At 40.7% G+C, this 19,034-nt stretch carries 18 protein-coding genes; 3 read left to right on the forward strand and 15 right to left on the reverse strand.

Annotated features, from left to right (window positions below):
* Positions 1-2 precede the first annotated feature (2 nt).
* The 5 genes from tssI to F9817_RS16155 form a co-directional block, all read right to left on the reverse strand.
* Positions 3-2,063 carry a type VI secretion system tip protein TssI/VgrG gene (gene tssI, locus F9817_RS16135; protein ID WP_161157187.1) on the reverse strand — a complete coding sequence of 687 codons (2,061 nt, stop codon included), beginning with the start codon at positions 2,061-2,063 and terminating at the stop codon, positions 3-5.
* Positions 2,064-2,330: 267 nt separating this feature from the next.
* Positions 2,331-2,849 carry an Hcp family type VI secretion system effector gene (locus F9817_RS16140; protein WP_161157188.1) on the reverse strand — a complete coding sequence of 173 codons (519 nt, stop codon included), beginning with the start codon at positions 2,847-2,849 and terminating at the stop codon, positions 2,331-2,333.
* Positions 2,850-3,559: 710 nt separating this feature from the next.
* Positions 3,560-4,525: a GlxA family transcriptional regulator gene (locus F9817_RS16145; RefSeq protein ID WP_161157189.1), complete on the reverse strand. Its 966-nt coding sequence runs from the start codon at positions 4,523-4,525 to the stop codon at positions 3,560-3,562.
* 64 nt (positions 4,526-4,589) lie between these two features.
* The gene (locus tag F9817_RS16150; protein WP_161157190.1) at positions 4,590-4,991 is read right to left on the reverse strand and encodes an ester cyclase; all 402 of its coding nucleotides are present in this window, start codon (positions 4,989-4,991) and stop codon (positions 4,590-4,592) included.
* A gap of 24 nt (positions 4,992-5,015) precedes the next feature.
* A complete protein-coding gene (locus F9817_RS16155; protein WP_161157191.1) occupies positions 5,016-5,792 on the reverse strand; it encodes an MBL fold metallo-hydrolase in 777 nt (258 codons plus the stop codon).
* Between the two features lie 208 nt (positions 5,793-6,000).
* On the opposite strand from F9817_RS16155, the gene F9817_RS16160 reads away from it, so the two are divergent.
* Complete coding sequence (locus F9817_RS16160) at positions 6,001-6,183, forward strand: hypothetical protein (protein ID WP_161157192.1); 183 nt, start codon at positions 6,001-6,003, stop codon at positions 6,181-6,183.
* Between the two features lie 606 nt (positions 6,184-6,789).
* On the opposite strand, the gene F9817_RS16165 is transcribed toward F9817_RS16160, so the two are convergent.
* Together F9817_RS16165 and F9817_RS16170 are read right to left on the reverse strand one after the other, a co-directional pair.
* Positions 6,790-7,674, reverse strand: coding sequence for a LysR substrate-binding domain-containing protein (locus F9817_RS16165; protein ID WP_161157193.1), 885 nt, complete (start codon positions 7,672-7,674; stop codon positions 6,790-6,792).
* 48 nt (positions 7,675-7,722) lie between these two features.
* Complete coding sequence (locus F9817_RS16170; protein WP_161157194.1) at positions 7,723-7,869, reverse strand: hypothetical protein; 147 nt, start codon at positions 7,867-7,869, stop codon at positions 7,723-7,725.
* Between the two features lie 45 nt (positions 7,870-7,914).
* Between F9817_RS16170 and F9817_RS16175 the strand changes: the two genes are divergently transcribed.
* A complete protein-coding gene (locus tag F9817_RS16175) occupies positions 7,915-9,918 on the forward strand; it encodes a BCCT family transporter (RefSeq protein WP_161157195.1) in 2,004 nt (667 codons plus the stop codon).
* A gap of 312 nt (positions 9,919-10,230) precedes the next feature.
* Here F9817_RS16175 and F9817_RS16180 read toward each other — a convergent pair whose 3' ends face one another.
* Positions 10,231-10,497 carry a hypothetical protein gene (locus F9817_RS16180; RefSeq protein ID WP_161157196.1) on the reverse strand — a complete coding sequence of 89 codons (267 nt, stop codon included), beginning with the start codon at positions 10,495-10,497 and terminating at the stop codon, positions 10,231-10,233.
* 110 nt (positions 10,498-10,607) lie between these two features.
* Between F9817_RS16180 and F9817_RS16185 the strand changes: the two genes are divergently transcribed.
* A complete protein-coding gene (locus F9817_RS16185) occupies positions 10,608-10,781 on the forward strand; it encodes a hypothetical protein (protein WP_161157197.1) in 174 nt (57 codons plus the stop codon).
* Between the two features lie 124 nt (positions 10,782-10,905).
* Here the strand turns inward: F9817_RS16185 and cas6f are convergent, their stop codons facing one another.
* From cas6f to F9817_RS16220, 7 genes are all read right to left on the reverse strand, one after another.
* On the reverse strand, positions 10,906-11,508 hold the full coding sequence (cas6f, locus tag F9817_RS16190; RefSeq protein WP_161157198.1) for a type I-F CRISPR-associated endoribonuclease Cas6/Csy4: 603 nt from the start codon (positions 11,506-11,508) through the stop codon (positions 10,906-10,908).
* Between the two features lie 2 nt (positions 11,509-11,510).
* Positions 11,511-12,545: a type I-F CRISPR-associated protein Csy3 gene (csy3, locus tag F9817_RS16195; RefSeq protein ID WP_161157199.1), complete on the reverse strand. Its 1,035-nt coding sequence runs from the start codon at positions 12,543-12,545 to the stop codon at positions 11,511-11,513.
* Positions 12,546-12,551: 6 nt separating this feature from the next.
* Positions 12,552-14,642: a type I-F CRISPR-associated protein Csy2 gene (locus tag F9817_RS16200; RefSeq protein ID WP_161157200.1), complete on the reverse strand. Its 2,091-nt coding sequence runs from the start codon at positions 14,640-14,642 to the stop codon at positions 12,552-12,554.
* Positions 14,643-14,645: 3 nt separating this feature from the next.
* Positions 14,646-15,857 (reverse strand): TniQ family protein, encoded by a 1,212-nt coding sequence (locus tag F9817_RS16205; RefSeq protein WP_161157201.1) that lies wholly within the window; start codon positions 15,855-15,857, stop codon positions 14,646-14,648.
* Between the two features lie 236 nt (positions 15,858-16,093).
* Complete coding sequence (locus tag F9817_RS16210) at positions 16,094-16,570, reverse strand: hypothetical protein (protein ID WP_161157202.1); 477 nt, start codon at positions 16,568-16,570, stop codon at positions 16,094-16,096.
* The gene (locus F9817_RS16215; RefSeq protein WP_161157203.1) at positions 16,570-17,277 is read right to left on the reverse strand and encodes a DUF3800 domain-containing protein; all 708 of its coding nucleotides are present in this window, start codon (positions 17,275-17,277) and stop codon (positions 16,570-16,572) included. The genes F9817_RS16210 and F9817_RS16215 overlap by 1 nt, the downstream gene beginning before the upstream one ends.
* A 2-nt stretch (positions 17,278-17,279) precedes the next feature.
* Positions 17,280-19,034, reverse strand: a complete 1,755-nt coding sequence (locus F9817_RS16220) for a restriction endonuclease subunit S (RefSeq protein WP_161157204.1) — start codon at positions 19,032-19,034, stop codon at positions 17,280-17,282.

The raw sequence follows: 19,034 nt of genomic DNA on the forward strand, positions 1-19,034 counted from the left end.
ATTTAACCCCTTTGATCCGGTTTATCTGGTTCTTGCGGTTTATCTGTATCATCTGGCGTGACCATAGTCGGCGCTGTTCCTGTATCAGGAGAGCCACCTTCGTTGATTTTCACTTTGGTTCCAGAGATCGTCACGCCCGCACTATCAATTTTCACAAAACCGCCCGGCCCTTTTATGGTCAGTGAGCTATTGGCTTCTAACACCACTGTTTTCGCATTGAGATAACTTTCGTTACTCACTTTAATTCTTTGATTTGCGCCGATTTCTTTCTCTTCAGAAGCGGCCACTTGGGTAACAGAACTGCCATCAATCTTATTGATCACCCCGCCAGTAATATAACGACTGACTTTCCCCAACACGCGCTGCACAATATTTCGACCCACTTTTTGATGGTGGTCTTGGCCATATTCTTCGGTGACATTTTTGCCAACCAGACGATGTTCATTTTCTGTAATCATCTCGTATTTATGGCGCCCAATGCGGGTGTGTTGATCAACGCCCACTGACTCGCGATGAATATTGTTGGTCACAATATCTTGGTCTTTTTGTGCGTGAATATAGATTTGCTCAATACTAGATTCATCTTCAAAACGAATTTCATTTGACCCATCACCTTTATGGGTCTGAGTTTTCAGTACTGTACGCGTTTTATGATTGGGTAATAAATAAGGAGCGACGTTAGTGGCATGATAAGTACGCCCAGTAATAATGGGTTGGTCTGGATCGCCATGTAAAAATGACACGATCACTTCATGGCCGATGCGAGGAATCGCAATAAAGCCGTATTGTCCGCCGGCCCAGCCTTGAGAAACACGCACCCAACACGAGCTCTTTTCATTTTGTTGGCTTTCTCTATCCCATGGGAAATGCACTTTCACGCGGCCATCTTTATCACAAAAGATTTCTTCTCCTGATGGGCCAACCACCTTAGCTATCATCGGGCCATCAACCTGAGGTTTCGGCTGAGGAGCGGCTCGCCATAACGTTTTGCCCGGAACACATTGGAATTGGTTGGAATAAGTGGTGCCGCCACTCCCTGCTTCCTCTTCCAATGCTTGAAGTTGTGTCCCTTGGTGGGTGATTACCGTCACCAGCCATTCACTGTTCATCGAATCTTGCAAATGATCGGTGAGTGCGAATTTCACGCCGGCTTGCAAAGCAGGTTCGTTCGATAATCCTTTGCCTAAAATCACATTACGGCGCAGATATTCCATGCGAAATTCGCTAAAGGCTTTACCTGACGTATCGTCTTTATAGCGCCCAGGAAAATCAAAATGCTCATACATCGTTTGCTGATGATCGAGATTCTGCCCCTTTTGCTCCTGCAAAAAACCGTATGTCGGTTTTTTAAAGCTGTAATCTTGCATGACCACACTGCTTGATTCGCTTTGGTAATCCACTTCAAGCGCTGAGATATAAGGGGTATCAGTCGCACCACCTGAGAGTACGTTGTATGGCACTTCCACTGACTTTTTCAACTTGGAAGTATCATCGGTAAACATCACGGTATGTTTACCTTTTTCATGTTTGATGTAATACACAATCCCTTCTTCTGCCGCGAGACGATGCATAAACTCCAAGTCACTTTCACGATACTGAACACAAAACTCTCGCTGCGATAAAGTACGTTTCAAAGAGAATGAATAATCGGTAATTTTCATTTCATCGAGTAACGTTGAAATGATGTCTTGAACCGTTTTCGTTTGAAAAATACGACTGTTACGACGGAGAGATAATCGTTCTAACGCTGACACCAGCGTCAATTTATAAAAGGTGTGGTTATGGCCGATATCACCCAACGTAAAAGAACGCACAATACCGTGCACATATTGAACGGGTTCGCCATTAAGCCATACTGTCAATAAGCCGGTTTTGTCGACAATGTTTTCCGCTTTAAGGCTGGTATTGCGACTCGCTAACTCCAATTGGTAACGGAAACCAAAGCAAGGTGATCCCGATTGTGTGATCGAGTCAGAAATAGATTCTTGCCCCTCATAACGAGTGACAAGTAATGCATCATCGTCCTGACCATCGACGGTAAATGTATAACCTAATGTTGCCATTGAATGCTTACCCCTAACCAAATTGGTTGTGCTGTATTTTAATAATCTAAACCCCATAAACCCGGCAATAACGCCTTATCGGGTTTACACTATCGCTCGGCTTTAAAAGAAATGTTTGCCCACCACAAACGGCGTTTGAGAATTTCGCTAATGCTTTCTATTTCGGAAGCAAAATCACAAACTTACTCTCATAAAGACGATAAAAGCGCCAATATTACTGGCGCTTTTATCATGCTATCTAGATAGATATTTATCTTTTAAAGCGAATTACGCTTCAACAGGCTTACGCCAGTCGTCAGAACCAGAAGTACCTGCGTTCACGTGATCCCAAGTGATTTGACGGTAAGTCAAAGACACAGTTAGGTTTTGTGTGAAATCAGATTTTGTTGGATCTTGGCAGTGTGGCATTTCACAACGGATATCAACGATTGATGCGTTTTCTAAAGTCGTTGTGAAGAAGTTTTCTTGCTTACCTTCAATAGAAGTGCGGTACCACTTTAATGTCACAGAAGACATTTTTTCACCCGATGCCAGTGCGTTATAAAGTAGAGGAACCGCTTTATTTAATGACACAGTGAATTTAAATGCTTTGTGTACACGTTGACCAGAAGGCTGACCAGATTGAGGATCAGTCGGTACAGTGACACTGTGGTCAAACTCTTGAACCAACATTTCATCTTCGTGACCTTCAACATAAGAGTCACCGATTGAATCTGCAGTACATGCGCCTGCAGTGATAAGACCTTGGGTTTGACCTTCGATAGAGATATAACATGGAGTTGGCATTGCAAATTCCTTTCAATAAGTAGTTGGGACGCTAAATAATGCGCTATATCTACTAAAGCAATTGCAGTGCCACTTTTACACACAATAAAATCAATACTTTATATTAACTAAAAAACTAATAGGGTAATTTTTGGTTTTATTAGGCAACTTATTGCTTGAAATGACCATTTTTTGGTCGTCGGGATCTAATGCTGTTATTGGTGATCTTAACCGGCAAGGATAATCAGATAATAAAGAGTATGGGTACTCACTCGAATGACAAGAAATAACACGAATCACCATCATGAAAAATTTAATAGAAGATATGGAGATTAAAGACAGATCTGACAGAGTGTACTAAACTAACTATGTGAAAAAGAAAGGGGAATTTTTACGGAGCCAAAATGGTGATACGTGCAAGAAAAGGCAGCAAATACGAACATTACAAATCAATAATTTAAAACTCATAATGCAACAATAAACAGCATAGAAATGCAGGAATAAAATAGCAATATATCCTCTATCCTATAAATTTGGTAAGAAAATTTCTTACAAAATCTCCGATACATAAAAACTAGTTATTCCCCCCTTAAAAATTTCGCAATGAACAAATTTCACACCTCAAAACGAAATTGGACATAAATGAGCTACGCTGACCTCCCTAATGATCGGAATTGACATGAGGAAATGTATGGTAAACCTTAGTTGGAACGCTGAATATTTATCTAAGACTATTGGTGGAACGTTTTCCTCCATCGGTTGGGGGTCACCTCATAACGCTCCTTAAATTTATCTCTGAAAATGAGAACAGAGCTAAACCCAGTTTTTGCGACAATCTGTTCAATAGACAAATCTGTAGATTCAAGTAGATCCTGAGCCAAGTTTAGTCGCTCAGCCGTCAGCCACTCTCCAAATGACATACCTGTTGCTCTATTAAATTTTCTCGTAAAAGTTCGGCGGGTCATCATCACTGAATCTGCTAGCTCATCCAGTGAATATTTTTGATTGATATTGCGCCTGATATTGTCCATTAATGCATTGATACGTAAATCAGATGTCGTCACAGGTATAGGTTGATCTATAAACTGAGCTTGCCCACCATCTCTGTATGGAGGCACAACCATTCTTCTTGCTACTCGATTCGCAATAGTACTGCTGTAGTATTTTCGGAAAACATACAAACAGCAATCGATACCTGCGGCAGTACCTGCTGATGTGATCACCCCGCTATCTTCAACATACAAGGCATTAGTATCGAGCGAAACTTCTGGAAAGCGTTGACTAAAATCCTGTTCTAATTCCCAATGTGTCGCAGCTCGTTTTCCCGCTAATAAGCCAGCATAAGCGAGAACATAACCACCAAGACATAAACCGACAACCAATGCGCCTCGGGCATGAGCACGACAGAGAGCATTGAGCAGTTTTTCATTAGGCCGCTCATCAATTGTTCTCCAATAAGGAACAACGATAATGTCGCAATACTCTAAGAAATCCAACTGCGCCTCGGTATGAATTTCCATACCGATATCAGATAAAATCGGCCCTTGCTCTCCTGCGACAAATTTAAGCTCGAAAAAAGTTTCATTTAGGGTATCTCGCCCAAACACAATGCTCGGGACAGAAATATGAAACGGACTAAAGTGATTAAAGACGACAACAGCAACGGAAGGAATTGTATTTTTTTCAGTAAGATACATAGGGCATTTCCAAAGTAAAATGCACAGAGCAATGTCAATTAATCACTCTGTGCCGTTATCAACTCTAACTCTGTAGTTGCTTCATAATATCAACCTCATTGAAGTGCGCTCGTTTTTCTATGATTTTGCCGTCTTTAATCTTTAGCTGTATCATCAATGAAAATCGAACCTTCTTCCCTGTTGGCTGCAAATTATGCATAGGTGCCGAATGAACGCCTTCAAATATCATATAACAAGCTACTTTATCATCATGAGCGAAGATGTCATGTATACGGAAAACAAAGCCAGGAAAACCGTCCATATTTCCCTTTTCCTGAGTAAGGAAACCGTTGATATCTAATGGTGTATCTACTTGTGAGTAGAAAGTGAATTGCTCATGGCACATTGAAGCCACTGCATCATAATCATTGCCCTCTATAGCCCTGTAGAAAGACTTCACTAGCTCAATATTTGTCTCAGATGTCATTACCAGCATACTCCTAACATCAAACTAAAGTGTTACTGTTTCACCATCTTCTGGAACAAACACAAAATCGCTAATCATATTTGCAACTGCGTATTCGCGCATTTCTTGAGTCGTTACCAATACATGGTTAACTGCGCCCATATGAGTCGCAACGATTTTTGCTTTAGGAAGTACTTGGTGTGTTTTTAGTACATCTTCTTTACCCATGATAATAGGTCCAAAGCCCAGTACATGCGCCCAGCCAGTATTGAGAATAACGACACCAGGTTGTTCTTTTTTCATGGTTTCTTCTACACTTGGGATCCAAATCGTATCACCAACCACGTACAATTTTTCTTCATCGGCATGAGAGAAGATAACGCCCGTCACTTCACCCAAAATTTCTGCCATTTGTTCATGCTGGAAAGCAGCTTCTGGGCCATGCTGGCAGACTGTACGTGTAAATGAAATACCGTGATATTCAGTCTCTTCAGAGAAAATTTTAACGTTGGTAAAACCTTGTGATAGAAGAATAGCTTCATCACCTTCGTGTTGTACAAAAATCAATTTATCTTTAGGTATCACATTTACTGCTGTTTCATCCCAGTGGTCTGGGTGAGTATGAGTTAGCAAAACTGCGTCCACATTGATGATGCTTTCAATAGGCAAAGGCAATTCAACTGTTGGATTGCGTAAGTGTGAATTTGCTGTTCCTTCAAATCCAGGGTAAATGCCTTTTGGCGCTAACATTGGGTCAATAAGAAATGTTTTACCTGCATAATCGATGATTTGTGTTGCATTGCGAATTTGTGTGATTTTCATAATTGTGCTCCAGTATTGCTGTGCTTTGCTGTAATGGAGTCATTTTATGCAATAGGATAGACGCTCAAAAGTGGCTTAAAGGACACATAAGGATGCTATTGGGACAAAACTTGTCCTTGGTATTGGTTGTTATTAGATAAATTGAGGGAAACTAATAGAAACCGCTTTAATGATCATTAACTGACTTAACACTGTTTGGGGCAAAAATGTGTTTGATGCTGAAAGGCATCAGCCCCTCCTTCCATTGAAAGCACGCCTTGAAGAAGTGACTAATTTTCTGGAAACTGATAACATCAAAACTCAAGTTTTAGGAAAAATAGCTAAAAATTACTATTTTTCTGGAAAAGGCTATTATGCCTTATCATACAAACCTTTCCAGATTTATTGCTGATACCGCCTGTGTAGGTAGTCTCATACTAAACAGTCAAGTAACCCTGCTCAAACCGTTTACGATTAAACGTGACCAAAAATAAAGATTAATACTAATTGCTACTACCAAGTGCAAATCAAGCTACTACTAAATATTAAAGTACCATACTCGTTGTAACCCACTTTTGGACGTGCGACGTGAAGTCGTATGAAGCGCTGTTCACCGCTCAACAAGTGAGCAATCAGTTCGGTAATAAGAGAATTGAAGATATACGGTTATTAATTTAAGCAATTCAAAGAACACCAATTCATTACGAACAGCTTCAAAATCATAATACGTCTAACGTGACTTTTACTCGAGCTAACGCCACCATAATCTTGGAAGCTTTTTACGTTGGAGTTATTGTGGAAAAAGCTGTCACAAATTTCCTGAAAACGTTCCTCTTCATTGTTCGGATAGCTGAGTAGAGAGGAAATTTATGGGTGCCATATTACTTTGATTTTTCCTTTGATGACCGTCTTTATCATTTTTGACGGCTAATGGTCGCAGGTAAAAAGTATTTTCAAACGTCTACCGAATGACCATTAGTTTATTGTTTCATACTCAAAAGTTGCAATAAATCGGCAACTATTTAACTGAGGACCTGATGTGCTTCCTAATTCCATCAGCTAAACGTTTCGTCGCCTCGTTAGTTTCTGCTTGTGGCTGTATGTGAAGGGCAATTTCAGTCATCGGTAAACTCGGCATACCATTCGATGCAGTCAGCACACTCATACCGGTAGTTAACATTGAGGGCGTTAGGATCGTAACAGCTAACCCTGCCTTAACCGCTGCCGTTAATCCGGATAAACTTGCGCTTGTATACGCGATTCGCCATGGAATACCGGCACTGTTAAGTGCTTCAATACCACGCTGACGAAAAATACACAAACCGTCTTTAGACACAGCTAACGGCAGCGGATTTCGTTTTTGTATATCAAGATCTTTGGCGCCCACCCATACTGTTCGCTCCTGACATAGGACCTCACCACCGGGACTGTTTGGCTGCCGGGTAGTGATAGCAAGATCAAGCATTTTAGACTGCATATGATCTAGCAGCTCAACACTTAAGCCACAATACACTTGTAACTCTACATCAGGGAAACGACGCTCAAATTCGGACAGAACAGACGGCATGTACACTAGATAATCATCGGGGATTCCCAGCCTAACCACCCCTTCTAATCGTTGTTCGAAAATATCTTGCCACGCAAGGGCATTTTGACTTAACAACCGACGGGCGTGAACTAATAATTTCAGGCCTACCGATGTTGGCACTGGTGTCCGTTGTCCCTTTTCGATAATTGATGTGCCAACCTGAGTTTCTAGTCGCTTAATATGAGCACTAATGGTTGACTGAGCCAAATGCAGTTCATCAGCAGCAGAGGTAAACCCCTGACTGTCTATCACCTGAACAAATGTTTTTAACAACACCAAATCCAAAGGGCGACTTTTTAAGTGTTCTTCTATCATGAATCATAATACTTCAATCAGGATTTATCGTTTTCATAATATCTCATCTTATTTCACAATACCAACCGTTTGAAATAAGCCGCCTTGCGCTTGCACCATTCTCAATCCGTCAAAATCCGCAATCACACTATTTCCGTTATTGGCAATCAATTTGCCGGGTAGTCTGTGTTTGTTGCTATTTGGAAAGGCGAACACCAAGGCATCATTAACTAATAAAGAGGTTAATCAAATCATCCGATTATGAGTAACGCAACTGAAGCAACTAAACCTAAATTAGCGGGAATCAACCCACCCGTTTTTTATCCGTCTGCCGGACTGATTGTCCTATTCGTACTTTTTACCATCGCAATGCCAGAACAAGCTGGCATATGGTTTGGTTCTCTACAATCATGGATTATCGATACCTTTGGCTGGTTCTATCTGCTATCGATGGGAATCTACCTGATTATTACCCTAATTCTGGCATTTAGCCGCTTTGGCAAAATAAAGCTTGGACCGGACCATAGTAAACCTGAGTATAGCTATCGCTCGTGGTTCGCGATGCTGTTTTCTGCCGGTATGGGGATTGGACTCATTTTTTACGGTGTTGCAGAACCTGTTTTTCATTTCGCCAACCCACCAGCAGGTGAACCACAAACCGTTGACGCAGCAAGACATGCAATGACCCAAACGTTTTTCCACTGGGGTGTGCATGCATGGGGTGTATACGCTATTGTTGCTCTGGCATTAGGATACTTTAGCTTCCGTCACGGGTTACCGCTACGCATCAGTTCCGCTCTGTATCCAATTATCGGCAAACGTATTCACGGCCCTATTGGTTACGCTGTCGATATCTTAGCTGTATTCGGTACCATGTTTGGTATCGCAACCTCGCTTGGGCTTGGTGTTCTGCAAATCAACTCTGGTTTGAATTACCTGTTTGACATTCCAATCGGTACTGCGACTCAGTTGATACTGATTGCGATTGTAACAACGATGGCAACGATTTCAGTCGTAACCGGATTAGATAGTGGTATTCGCCGTCTGTCTGAGCTTAACCTCAATTTGGCGGTTATATTACTGATATTTGTCGCTGTTACAGGTCCAACACTGTTTATCTTCCAGTCATTGGCACAAAATGTAGGTAGCTATATCGCGTCCATTGCTGACATGACGTTCAACAGCTATGCATACATCAACAGTGATAAAACAAACTCTTTCCTGGGTGGCTGGACATTATTCTACTGGGCATGGTTTATTGCATGGTCTCCGTTCGTCGGTATGTTCGTAGCGAGAATTTCACGCGGACGTACCATCAAAGAGTTCGTGCTGGGTGTACTCTTCGTGCCTGTTGGCGTAACCATTCTGTGGCTGACTGTATTCGGTAATACAGCGTTACACGGCATTATGACAGGGAGCATGCCAGAACTGGTCGATCAGGTCTTTGCTAATACTCCGACGTCACTTTTCCACTTTCTGGACAGCCTGCCACTGGCAAGCATATCTTCAGTGGTCGCGACACTGCTGATTTTCACATTCTTTGTGACATCATCAGACTCAGGTTCACTGGTTATTGATACACTGACAGCAAAAGATGGTGATGAAGCGCCAGTCAAACAGCGCATTTTCTGGTCTGTATCTGAAGGCTTAGTCGCAGCATCATTGATCATTGCAGGCGGCCAAAATGTGTTGTCAGCGCTGCAAGCAGCGTCTCTTGCATCTGCGCTGCCATTTGCGCCCGTGTTAATACTGGTGGGTTTTGGCTTGTTTAAGTCTTTAAGACAGGAAATGATCAAAATTGATAGTGCCAATCACCTTAGTCAGGCAACACCAAGCACATTAGCAAGAATTCAGGAAATTGGATGGCAGCAACATCTGGAGCAGCTCATTACGATTCCGGAAAAGAAAGAAGTTCTGAACTTTTTGCAAGGTGATATTTTGCAAGCAATGAAAGAAGTCTCAGATGTCTTCAAGAGTAAAGGTCTGAACACTGAAATTAGCTCAGACCATAATTACTGCTCTCTGGTTATCGACCACGGAGACGAACGTAACTTTGTTTATGGTGCGTGGGCAAGAGAAGCAAGCATTCCTTCATTTATTGGAGAGCGCAGTAAATCTCAGCCTAAATCGCAACTTTACATTGAAGTTTACCTGGATAAAGGTTCTCAACAATACAATATCTGTCGCTATAATCGTAATCAGTTAATTGCAGATATTATTGATCAATACGAGAAGCACCTATACTTCCTCAATCAAGTTCGATAAATAAATAGTATTTACTGATATACAAAGCAGCTTTTTTAAAAGCTGCTTTTTTATTCAAGTAACCCTTTTACCCATCTTGGCACTAGCATAGCGATGTGTGTTCTTACCTCGAGACTTAGTCAACTTCCGAGCAAGATTATGAAAAGCATGCGCTAACGCTAATGTTGAATCACCACTAGTAAAGTAGCAACTTTTGATATGACTAAAAGTATGCCAAATGACCACATATTGAAATAATTAATCAGCTAGGCGTAACCACGAATGGGGCAATTTTGATTTAGTCAGTCGTCCACATAATGCAGAAACGATAAGTTATAGATCATCGATATCGACGTCAATTTCAGGGGAGTTTTCTCTTTGTTTAATCAATTCTCGATCTTGCTCATCTTCCTCAAATTCGATTCGGGTATCATCAAAAACATCTTCTCTTTGAGTTAGAAAATCGTCGTCTGATTTTTCTGTATCTTCTGAATACGACCTCCAATCCTTTTCTCTTATAGCTGCAAGTTTATCAACGTGTGCAGTATAGGGCGTTAGCCCTTCAAGCAGCTCTTTCTCTGATAACCGTTTTTTGCTCATAAGTTGCGTCTTAATTCAAAAATGATACTAGATAATTTATAGCATAATGGATTACTAGCCGTGACGTAAGATCTTATTCGAAACACATAAAGGGGCAAAAACGAGTTTGAATGACGACTGATGTTTTTACGCTGATAGTTCTTTATCAATCACAAAAAAATGCGGCTACAAAAGTAACCGCATTTTTATTTTTTGGCTTAGTTTCCGCTAGCCCAGCGATTTTAGGTTGCTTTCTTCCTGACCTATTCTTAGCCGCCTATCCGGCGGTTCACTATAAAACTTAGACGCTAACGCTCTGATTAGTTTGCTATTCGTCACAATCTAGCTAATATACCCTTATTTGATGGTCACATAATAACCACATGAATTTTAACAGAATAAATATCTGCTCTAAAAATAAGGTCAAAATCAAAATATAGGCACTGTACCTGTCCAACGCTCGTTGGAAGCAAAGCCGTAACTATTGAACTGATTTTCAACACCTACAGCATTGGTAAATTGTCTCTGAATATGAAGAATAAATTGTTGTCCTGTTGAATGACTGTCTATGGGTATACAGTGAAAAGGATCAAACTCACGCTCTTCTGCTGGTTGAGGGACGTAGCCTGTTCCTTGAGCTTCAGCCCTTTCTAATGCTCTTTTGATTCGTCTCTTTTTAGACCCATTAAACATTTTCTGAATGGTTTTGTTGTATACAAACCGAGCGTCTACCACACCTTTGGGGACTAACGCTATTGGTGACACATCGAACAATCCTTCCTTCATCATGGTTGAAAAATACGGTTGGTAAAAAAGCCCGGTAAGGATACTTTCATGTTCAGAAACAAACATGATGAGATCACCAATATTTTTCTCATTCCAACGAGGAAATGCAACACCGACACTATTCTTAAACGAATGATTTCGTTCTTGTGATAAAAAGCCATGCATCGTTGAAATGCAACGCCCGGCTAAAAGCTCATAATCAGCTCTTTCAGGTAAAAATCGAATCGAAAAGTAATATCTCTTCATTGTTACTCATCCTTGTTCTTCTTTTTACTCGCGCCGCTGAATACACCACCTTTTACTAGAACAGCCATAACAAAATGAACGTCATTGGGAATTTCACCGCTGGTATTCATAACCTCGAGAAACTCTTCTGATCTTCTGATTAAAGAATAAAAGTCTTTTTTATCAACACTATGCCGACGAGAAATGACATACTCTTTATCTGCACCATATTCGTTTACTCTTAATGGTTTATCAGCATCCTCCGCCCACCAATCATCAATCAACTGAATAGCGGCACCTACCTTTTGAGCATGAAAAGACACCGACTCTTCGCCATCAATAAGAACTTTGGCTAACTGTTTACTTGGATGACCAACCACTTTGACATCAAGAAATTCCTGACTCGGATAAATTTCATCCCCCCATCCAACAGTCAGTTTTGCTCTTACATCTATATTGAAATAATGCGTTTTGTCCGATAGAGCTTTACTAAGATATTCACTCAACCCATTCAGTGCTACTGCAGCATCGCCTTCCCAATCACCATTCCATTCCAAATACCGAATATCATCAATCTGCCATTGTTGCTGTTCTGTTTTAACCTCAATCGAAATATTTCTGCATTCACGATTACGCCACAACCAAGTTCCCATCAATAAATTCTTTGCATATCGATTTGCCAGTTCCCGATATCCACCCAAACGCTGATAAGTTTCGGCAAGTCGTTGGAGAATGACTCGTACGTCGACATCTGCGCATACTTCTGGTGCTAATGAATTAGCACGAATCCTAAGAGAAAATGAACAATAAATATCGTTCACTTCCGGAGGAACATAACACTCCTCAATAAACTGTGGATTAGAATGGGCTAAATCTTGTGGCGCTAAATTTTTAGCTTCGAAATTCCCAGAAAAGGCTTCGGAGTACCCCGCTTTGGGCGCTCTCAAATGGGTCCGGTCTACTTGAAGGGATCTTAGGCGTTCATTTTCCAGATAATAGAAATAGGCTTTACCTGAAGATAATGAACGCACGTAATTCAACTGACTACAGAGTTCCATGATGTACTATTTCCTTTTATTTTTTATAAGGATAGTACTTTTTGATGATTCTAGAGCCCAAAAGCAGCGTTCAATAAAAGTATTGCGTGCCCCAAGTCTAATTTCGATGGGGCTAATTAGCTTTGCTATACCAATATTGTTTTCAGCAAAGGCATGCAGTGCTGTTAGGGAATTATCCCTTAGCTTGGGTAATTCCAGAAAATGAAAGCCATTTGAAACAGGCAGGAGAGTATCATCATTAGATAACAGTTTTTCCAACGCTTCTAAGCTTTCAGGCTGGTCCGAATGTGGCGCTAACCAAGTTCCAGAACCTGATAGACCTTTGACTATATGAAGGAGTTCAGAGGTCGAACCAAACGTCTTTAACCAACTGGCTCCCCGTTCAATATCAGGTTGAAATAATGCACCACCGGCAAAGTTATTGGGAAGCGCCGCCTTTAACTGATTAATATAATCTGACAATCGCCTGCTGGTGCTTACTTTAATTACCAAGTCAAATTCAAGGTCTATATACTCATCTCGAATAATAGTTGTGCGTTTCACTGGTGATATTTCACGCTTCTTCGCCAATACACTAGGTTCGGTTAACTTTGCTGTTGTTTGCATGACCTCATCACGTATAAAAACAGCAAATTCATCAAAACTCACATTCTCATAATCCTCAAACAATAATTCTTGGAAATCACGTTGATATCGATGAACAAAGCCCCAAAATGCCGTTAACGATGGCGCTCCCATCAAATAAGGGCAACTTCTAGCATTTGCATCAAAAACGCTCATTGATGACAAATAAATATACTGCTCTCTTTGTTCTGTTGTGTGTGTGAGTTCAGATTCTGGTCGGCTAAGTTGTTTTAGCACCCAATCCAGCTCGATTTTAAGCACTCTCATCAACTTCGGGTGATAGGCAAAGCGCGATGAAAAGCGATTGCTTTGTAAACTCAGATGCACTCTCTGATTAAGCTCTGATGCTAGTTCCCTAAATTGTGCCTCTGGAATGGTTAGAAATTGTTTTACCAGCGGATCAGCAATGTCCATGGGATATTGGTACGATTCTGTCTCTAATTGCTCTCTTAATTCAATCAGAGGAAGTAACCAGCGTGCTATCTGCCGTCGAATAATCTTAACTTGATATTTCCTAACATGCTTTTGAGCTTTTCGATCATCAAGCTTTTCAAATCCAACAAGATGCGCCAAAACGAGACAGGTCTTTTTCGATGTTAACTGGTAGTCATCAAAGTAGCGTTGTGATTTTTCCCTACTTACCAATAATGTGCGCTGTGAGTCTTTACGAACACCGATCGGATAGTTCAGCACATTGACGTCCCCCCCAAGTGCACCACATAGATTGCCAATACTAGCGGGGTTGGGATAGTCCAATGTTCTAAACCGAAACGAGGAATGCTTATCTCTAGCAAGAACTTCTAGTTGTTGCTGCATAGCATGACTGACAACTGGTGTTATAGATAGGTACTCTCCTTGCCATGGGAAACGTACTTGCTTACTAAACTGACTAATTTCAGTGGGCAATTCACTTACCGGTAAACTTCGTTCACAAATGGCTCGCAGTTGCTCTTGTTTCTCTAATGACAACCCCATATCAACCAAAAGATCTGACCATAATTCATTTTGATTACGGATGAGATTAAGTACATTCGCATTACTTCCCCGCCAAACAAAGTTATTCAGTAGCCAGATCGTGTGTTTATACTTTGCAGAATTATGAGCCCAACCCAATTGAGGTAATAACGACTGGCTGGTTAACGTTACTTCATTACTAGGTATCGGTGTAGCCAATATGCGTTGGTTTGCTACGCGGCAATCTGGAAATTTGAGATTATGCGTGTGATACCATTTAACTTCCTCTTCCACAGTTTGCAGATTTTTCTCGTCGGAGAAGTACTTCATGGCCCTCTCCATGTCGAGCCAATCCTTGCACTCTGGAGTACTCAAAGACAGGTTGAGCAATACAGTGAGAGCGTGCCTTTCATCCCCATAAATCTCAATCGGAGCGGTATAAGGCATAAACGACTTTTTCAGTTGGCTAAAGCGCAACTTTGGATCTTCTAATTTGATAAGGTCCTGCAATGCTCTCATAACTTACCACTCTGGTAGAAAGTTAACTGTTCCATCTTCTTCACTAGTCATCTTCGCCAATTTGAATTCGATAATGCTGCGAAGTGTAAAAACGGATTGATGGTTCTCCAGTTTACTGTGTAATTTGGGTTTGATTTGTGCTTTAAGCTCACCAAATTGATAGCAGCGAATAACCTCTTCAGATGTGCAAGAGAGTAATGCGGCGGCTTCTAGTGGGCTAACAAGGACATCTGCAATGTTGGATGACTTTGAGCGAGGATAATGGCTAACTAATGAAGTGAAATAATGCACAATGGCAAGTAACACAGGATTTTTGCTTAACTCACGGTAGGGCAAGCAGCAGCACTCTTTGAGTAGTTCTCCAAACACCTCTCTAAAATACGCTTTATTCCAAGGCAACGTTCTTATTAAGTCGGCTTTATGAACGATGCTATCTAGGTCTTCATTAAGGCGTTGAGGCCATGTTTCACAACAATCAACGAAGTCATCAAAGGAAATATCTTGTGTATCCCCAAAGCGATTAACGTACCAAAGCAAAAAACCACACCTGCTCGACGGTGATAGTTCATGACTAAGTAAGCCTAGCGGTGAGACCTGAGAACCCGCCAGCCATTGAGCCACTATCAGCGAAGACTGTTCCGGCTTTTCCACTTCACACGCTGTGAACCTATATCCACACTCACAAGACTCAATCAGTTCTGATTGTTGATAAGAAATTGTTTTTCCACATTGGGGACATCGATGGACAAGTTTACATTGGTGCTTATGACAAACCTGATAAGGCATAAAGTGCCATAGCTGCCGAATATAGGGAGCTTTTTTCAAACACTCAGGGCAAATGGGAGTACTATTTTTACGCAAGAAAACATAGGGGTAGTCAATACCAGCACGATGAAGGGCTTTTTGTTCAGGTGAAAATAGTACTTTGGAGTTAGCTAACGCTAGCCGCAATATTGCAAAATTATCTAGACTAAGTTGCTTCTCCAAATCGAGCAAAACACGAACCCGCATCTGACTGGTTGTTTGAGCTTTAAAAAGGTTAATTCGACTCAATTCAAACGGAAAAGCACCGGGAGTCGCATCATGCTGCAACAACGTATTATGCCAAATATCTTCAGCAAAATGAGCAAACCGCTCATAGCCGCGATACTTACTCAATCGCAGCAAAAAGCTCTCGAGTGATTCATCACTGTAAAGTTCGATTTCCGTGTCCATCGCCAGCGTAAAACTTAGAATGTCTAAGTTTTAGTATTAGCCAACTTTATTTAAAGTCAAATCAAGCAGATGATTATGCAAACTTAATCTACTGAATATATGAGAAAACCAAAGAAACAATTAGGATTCTAATTGACAATAAAGACGCTCATGCCTATGATCATGCTATCTCATCTGCCATGTGTAGAAAGAGTTACGGCTCCGTCCTCAATGAGGGCGAGGCCAGCTTCCTCAAGTTATTGTCCTGTATATCTTTTCCAACGTTTAATGTATTTTGTACGTTGATGTTCATGTTCTACGTAGAATGCAGTCCATGGTAAAATGTATTCGCCACGGTCATCTAGAACAACTAGGTAACCTTCATCTTCATACCAAATATGTATTCTCTGATTTTTACCTTTAGGTTCTGCCCAAATTTTTAATTCTGGCTCTTGGTCATTCTCTATAACAGGCTTAGGCCACCGAATACGCTCACATCGTCTAAAATCAGGGATACGTTCATCTTCCTCATTACCAGTACTGGTCATATGCCAAAATGTGGCAGATTTACCTTCATACTCAGGATATCGTTTTAAACCCAAACGCTTCCCCTGATAAACAGGTTTATTACGTACAAAATCTTGTTCAAAAAAAGTATAAATAGCATCAAGATATGGTGGCCATTGTCCATCATAATCTTCAAATAAGACTAAATCCGGTAACCACTCTGCCATTAGAAACCACCTTTTCCATTCCACATTAATAGATTAAATTTGTTTTCTTTCAATAGAGTATTATGGGTCAATCGATAACCACTACGCTCCTTAATACGTTCGATTAGTGCCAGTTTAGCTTCATTCGATGTTAAACCCCGATGCAAATATCCCAATGCACCGATTAATAAATCAGCTAACTGAAGTTGTTCTGCTTCATGAGACATGATACGTTGCATGCGTTCAATAATATGATGAGAAAAATCATATTGACTATTACAAATAACATCATGTAATTTATCGATTTTTTCATGACCCAACGTATCTTTAATATCGATATAAACACGATAGTTAGACTTTGGTTCAAAAATGGTCTTAAGCATCACAAAATACATTTTGTAATACCAATCATCATGACTCTGCCCAAACTGCTCATGATTTAGTACTGATTTATCGGGTACGACGAGCCCACGGAAATGACAATCATCATCATCGAAAAAATAATCAACCACATCCAAATAAAATTCTAGCTGTCCTTTACTGACCTTGGTCCACTTGATTTCAAAATCTGATTTCAAACCATGTTTTACTTTTATTTCTCGAATCCGTTGGGCAATTTCAACTCGTTTAGACAAAGGGCACCACATGGCCCCCAAAGTCATTACTTTGATACCATCGTTTTCAAGGTGGCAAGATTCGTCGCAGTATACGTTATAAATTTCACTCATAGCTAAACCACCTGCTCTACCAGGGCATCAGCAAACTGTAACCTAGCTTCCTGAACCATAAATAAGCGATTTTTAAGTTGATCGCACAGCATCATCAGCTCACCTAATTTGTTGAAAATACGATGCTGTTCTTCCAACGGAGGAAGAGATACAAGCATCGCCTTCATCAATGTTCCATTAACATTCGCCTGCCCACACTGCTTTTTGATGTGAGGATTAATTTGAGTCTCTCGAAACATTGGTGTATTCATCGATAAGTTCAAATAATCGGGCAACATATTTTGAGGATTACAGCGAATTCTTATCAAGTAAGATGCGAACGAATAGATATCGTCCTCACCTTTAAAAATTCCGGTTTTTCCTACTAACTCGGCACTGTTGGTTCTGTTGTATAAAACGTCATTATTCTTAAGGTATAAATTAGGCAGTTCTTCAACATCCGAACTCATTACCTTATGTTGACCGAGAATCAGCTTTCCATTTTGAATGTCGCCCATTTTTAGGACAGGCACGCCATTTGGTAAAGAATCTACCGTTTTCTGAGAAGAACCATACTCAATAAAATTTGATAAATTACCAATTCGTTCCCACTCCCACCCATCAGGCAGTTCAAACGGCTTTTCATCATCGATAATCGGCGGCAACGCTTTTTGCTTTTTGATTTTCTTATCTTTCACCAACTGGGCTTTTTCTTTGGCGATGCGCTTAAGCAGCTCTGATGCAGGTTCATCGGCAGGATTTTGCGGTACCAGTTTCCCCATGACCGCCAATTGCAGAATAGTTTGCTTAAGCTGGTCGATGCTCTCTTCGGTGGTGAATAGGGTATCGAAATGGGCGCTGATGCGCTGCCAGTTTTCCATTAACTCTTCAGCATTTTTGCTGTTGGTTAAGGTTGCCAACAGGGTTTTCACCAACACCTGATGCGCGGCAATACTGGCTTCAGTTTGCTGCTCCAGTTGATCGCAAAGTTGCATTAGCTCATCGACTTTAGCAACGATACGGTGTTGTTCTTTTTCAGGTGGAATCGGAATCAACCCATTAAAAAACTGTTTATCATTGATTGCCGGATAGGCAACTCCGTTCTGAACAGATTCAACATAAGTAATAAAGCTGGGTGATCTCAAATATCTATAAATATATGAACCCAGTACTCCATCTAATGGATGGATAATTGCAAAAGCTGTACTTGCTATAGGTTCTGGTAAAATTTCATGGTCAATTACCGCAATATTTAGCAAATAAGGTCTTACCGTCGAATATATTACTGTTCCTTTTTTTACTAGCTTTCGCGCTCGAGAAGGTGCATCGGCTGCTTCGAGAATATTAGGCTCTTCTATCAATCCTAGTTCTTTGTTAATTGCACCTACATCGATGTAAGTAAATTTTGTATCAGGCTTTTTCTGACCAAGATCATGACCGACATTCTGAATTCTGGTCCAAACCCAATTTTGAGGAATCTCAAACGGTATTTCTTCTTCTGATATTTTGCTTAATTTCTTTGGCTTCTTAATTAATCCAGAGTCAATCAGTTCATTTTTTTTTGCGGAAATTCGCTTTAATAAAACTGATGCATCTTCATCATTTGGATCTTGCGACACTAACTTACCACGCACTGCCAATTCCAAAATCAGCTCACGCAGTTTTTTAATGCCGTATAAATCAAGCTTGCTGCTGGTACCACGACCTGAGGTTGATTTGGTTTGTACCGCAGAGGTCCAGATATCAATATGTTGTGTAATTAGGCTTTCTACCGACAT

This window comes from Vibrio eleionomae (genome assembly GCF_009874545.1).
GTDB classification, from domain to species: domain Bacteria; phylum Pseudomonadota; class Gammaproteobacteria; order Enterobacterales; family Vibrionaceae; genus Vibrio; species Vibrio nitrifigilis.

Excerpts from the sequence above, each read along its gene's own strand:
- F9817_RS16165 (WP_161157193.1), bottom strand. The coding sequence starts at position 7,674 with ATGATAGAAGAACACTTAAAAAGTCGCCCTTTGGATTTGGTGTTGTTA.
- tssI (WP_161157187.1), bottom strand. The coding sequence starts at position 2,063 with ATGGCAACATTAGGTTATACATTTACCGTCGATGGTCAGGACGATGAT.
- F9817_RS16200 (WP_161157200.1), bottom strand. The coding sequence starts at position 14,642 with ATGAGAGCATTGCAGGACCTTATCAAATTAGAAGATCCAAAGTTGCGC.
- F9817_RS16180 (WP_161157196.1), bottom strand. The coding sequence starts at position 10,497 with ATGAGCAAAAAACGGTTATCAGAGAAAGAGCTGCTTGAAGGGCTAACG.
- F9817_RS16185 (WP_161157197.1), top strand. The coding sequence starts at position 10,608 with ATGACGACTGATGTTTTTACGCTGATAGTTCTTTATCAATCACAAAAA.
- F9817_RS16150 (WP_161157190.1), bottom strand. The coding sequence starts at position 4,991 with ATGACATCTGAGACAAATATTGAGCTAGTGAAGTCTTTCTACAGGGCT.
- cas6f (WP_161157198.1), bottom strand. The coding sequence starts at position 11,508 with ATGAAGAGATATTACTTTTCGATTCGATTTTTACCTGAAAGAGCTGAT.
- F9817_RS16205 (WP_161157201.1), bottom strand. The coding sequence starts at position 15,857 with ATGGACACGGAAATCGAACTTTACAGTGATGAATCACTCGAGAGCTTT.
- F9817_RS16155 (WP_161157191.1), bottom strand. The coding sequence starts at position 5,792 with ATGAAAATCACACAAATTCGCAATGCAACACAAATCATCGATTATGCA.
- csy3 (WP_161157199.1), bottom strand. The coding sequence starts at position 12,545 with ATGGAACTCTGTAGTCAGTTGAATTACGTGCGTTCATTATCTTCAGGT.
- F9817_RS16145 (WP_161157189.1), bottom strand. The coding sequence starts at position 4,525 with ATGTATCTTACTGAAAAAAATACAATTCCTTCCGTTGCTGTTGTCGTC.
- F9817_RS16210 (WP_161157202.1), bottom strand. The coding sequence starts at position 16,570 with ATGGCAGAGTGGTTACCGGATTTAGTCTTATTTGAAGATTATGATGGA.
- F9817_RS16140 (WP_161157188.1), bottom strand. The coding sequence starts at position 2,849 with ATGCCAACTCCATGTTATATCTCTATCGAAGGTCAAACCCAAGGTCTT.
- F9817_RS16215 (WP_161157203.1), bottom strand. The coding sequence starts at position 17,277 with ATGAGTGAAATTTATAACGTATACTGCGACGAATCTTGCCACCTTGAA.
- F9817_RS16220 (WP_161157204.1), bottom strand. The coding sequence starts at position 19,034 with ATGTCGGTAGAAAGCCTAATTACACAACATATTGATATCTGGACCTCT.
- F9817_RS16175 (WP_161157195.1), top strand. The coding sequence starts at position 7,915 with ATGAGTAACGCAACTGAAGCAACTAAACCTAAATTAGCGGGAATCAAC.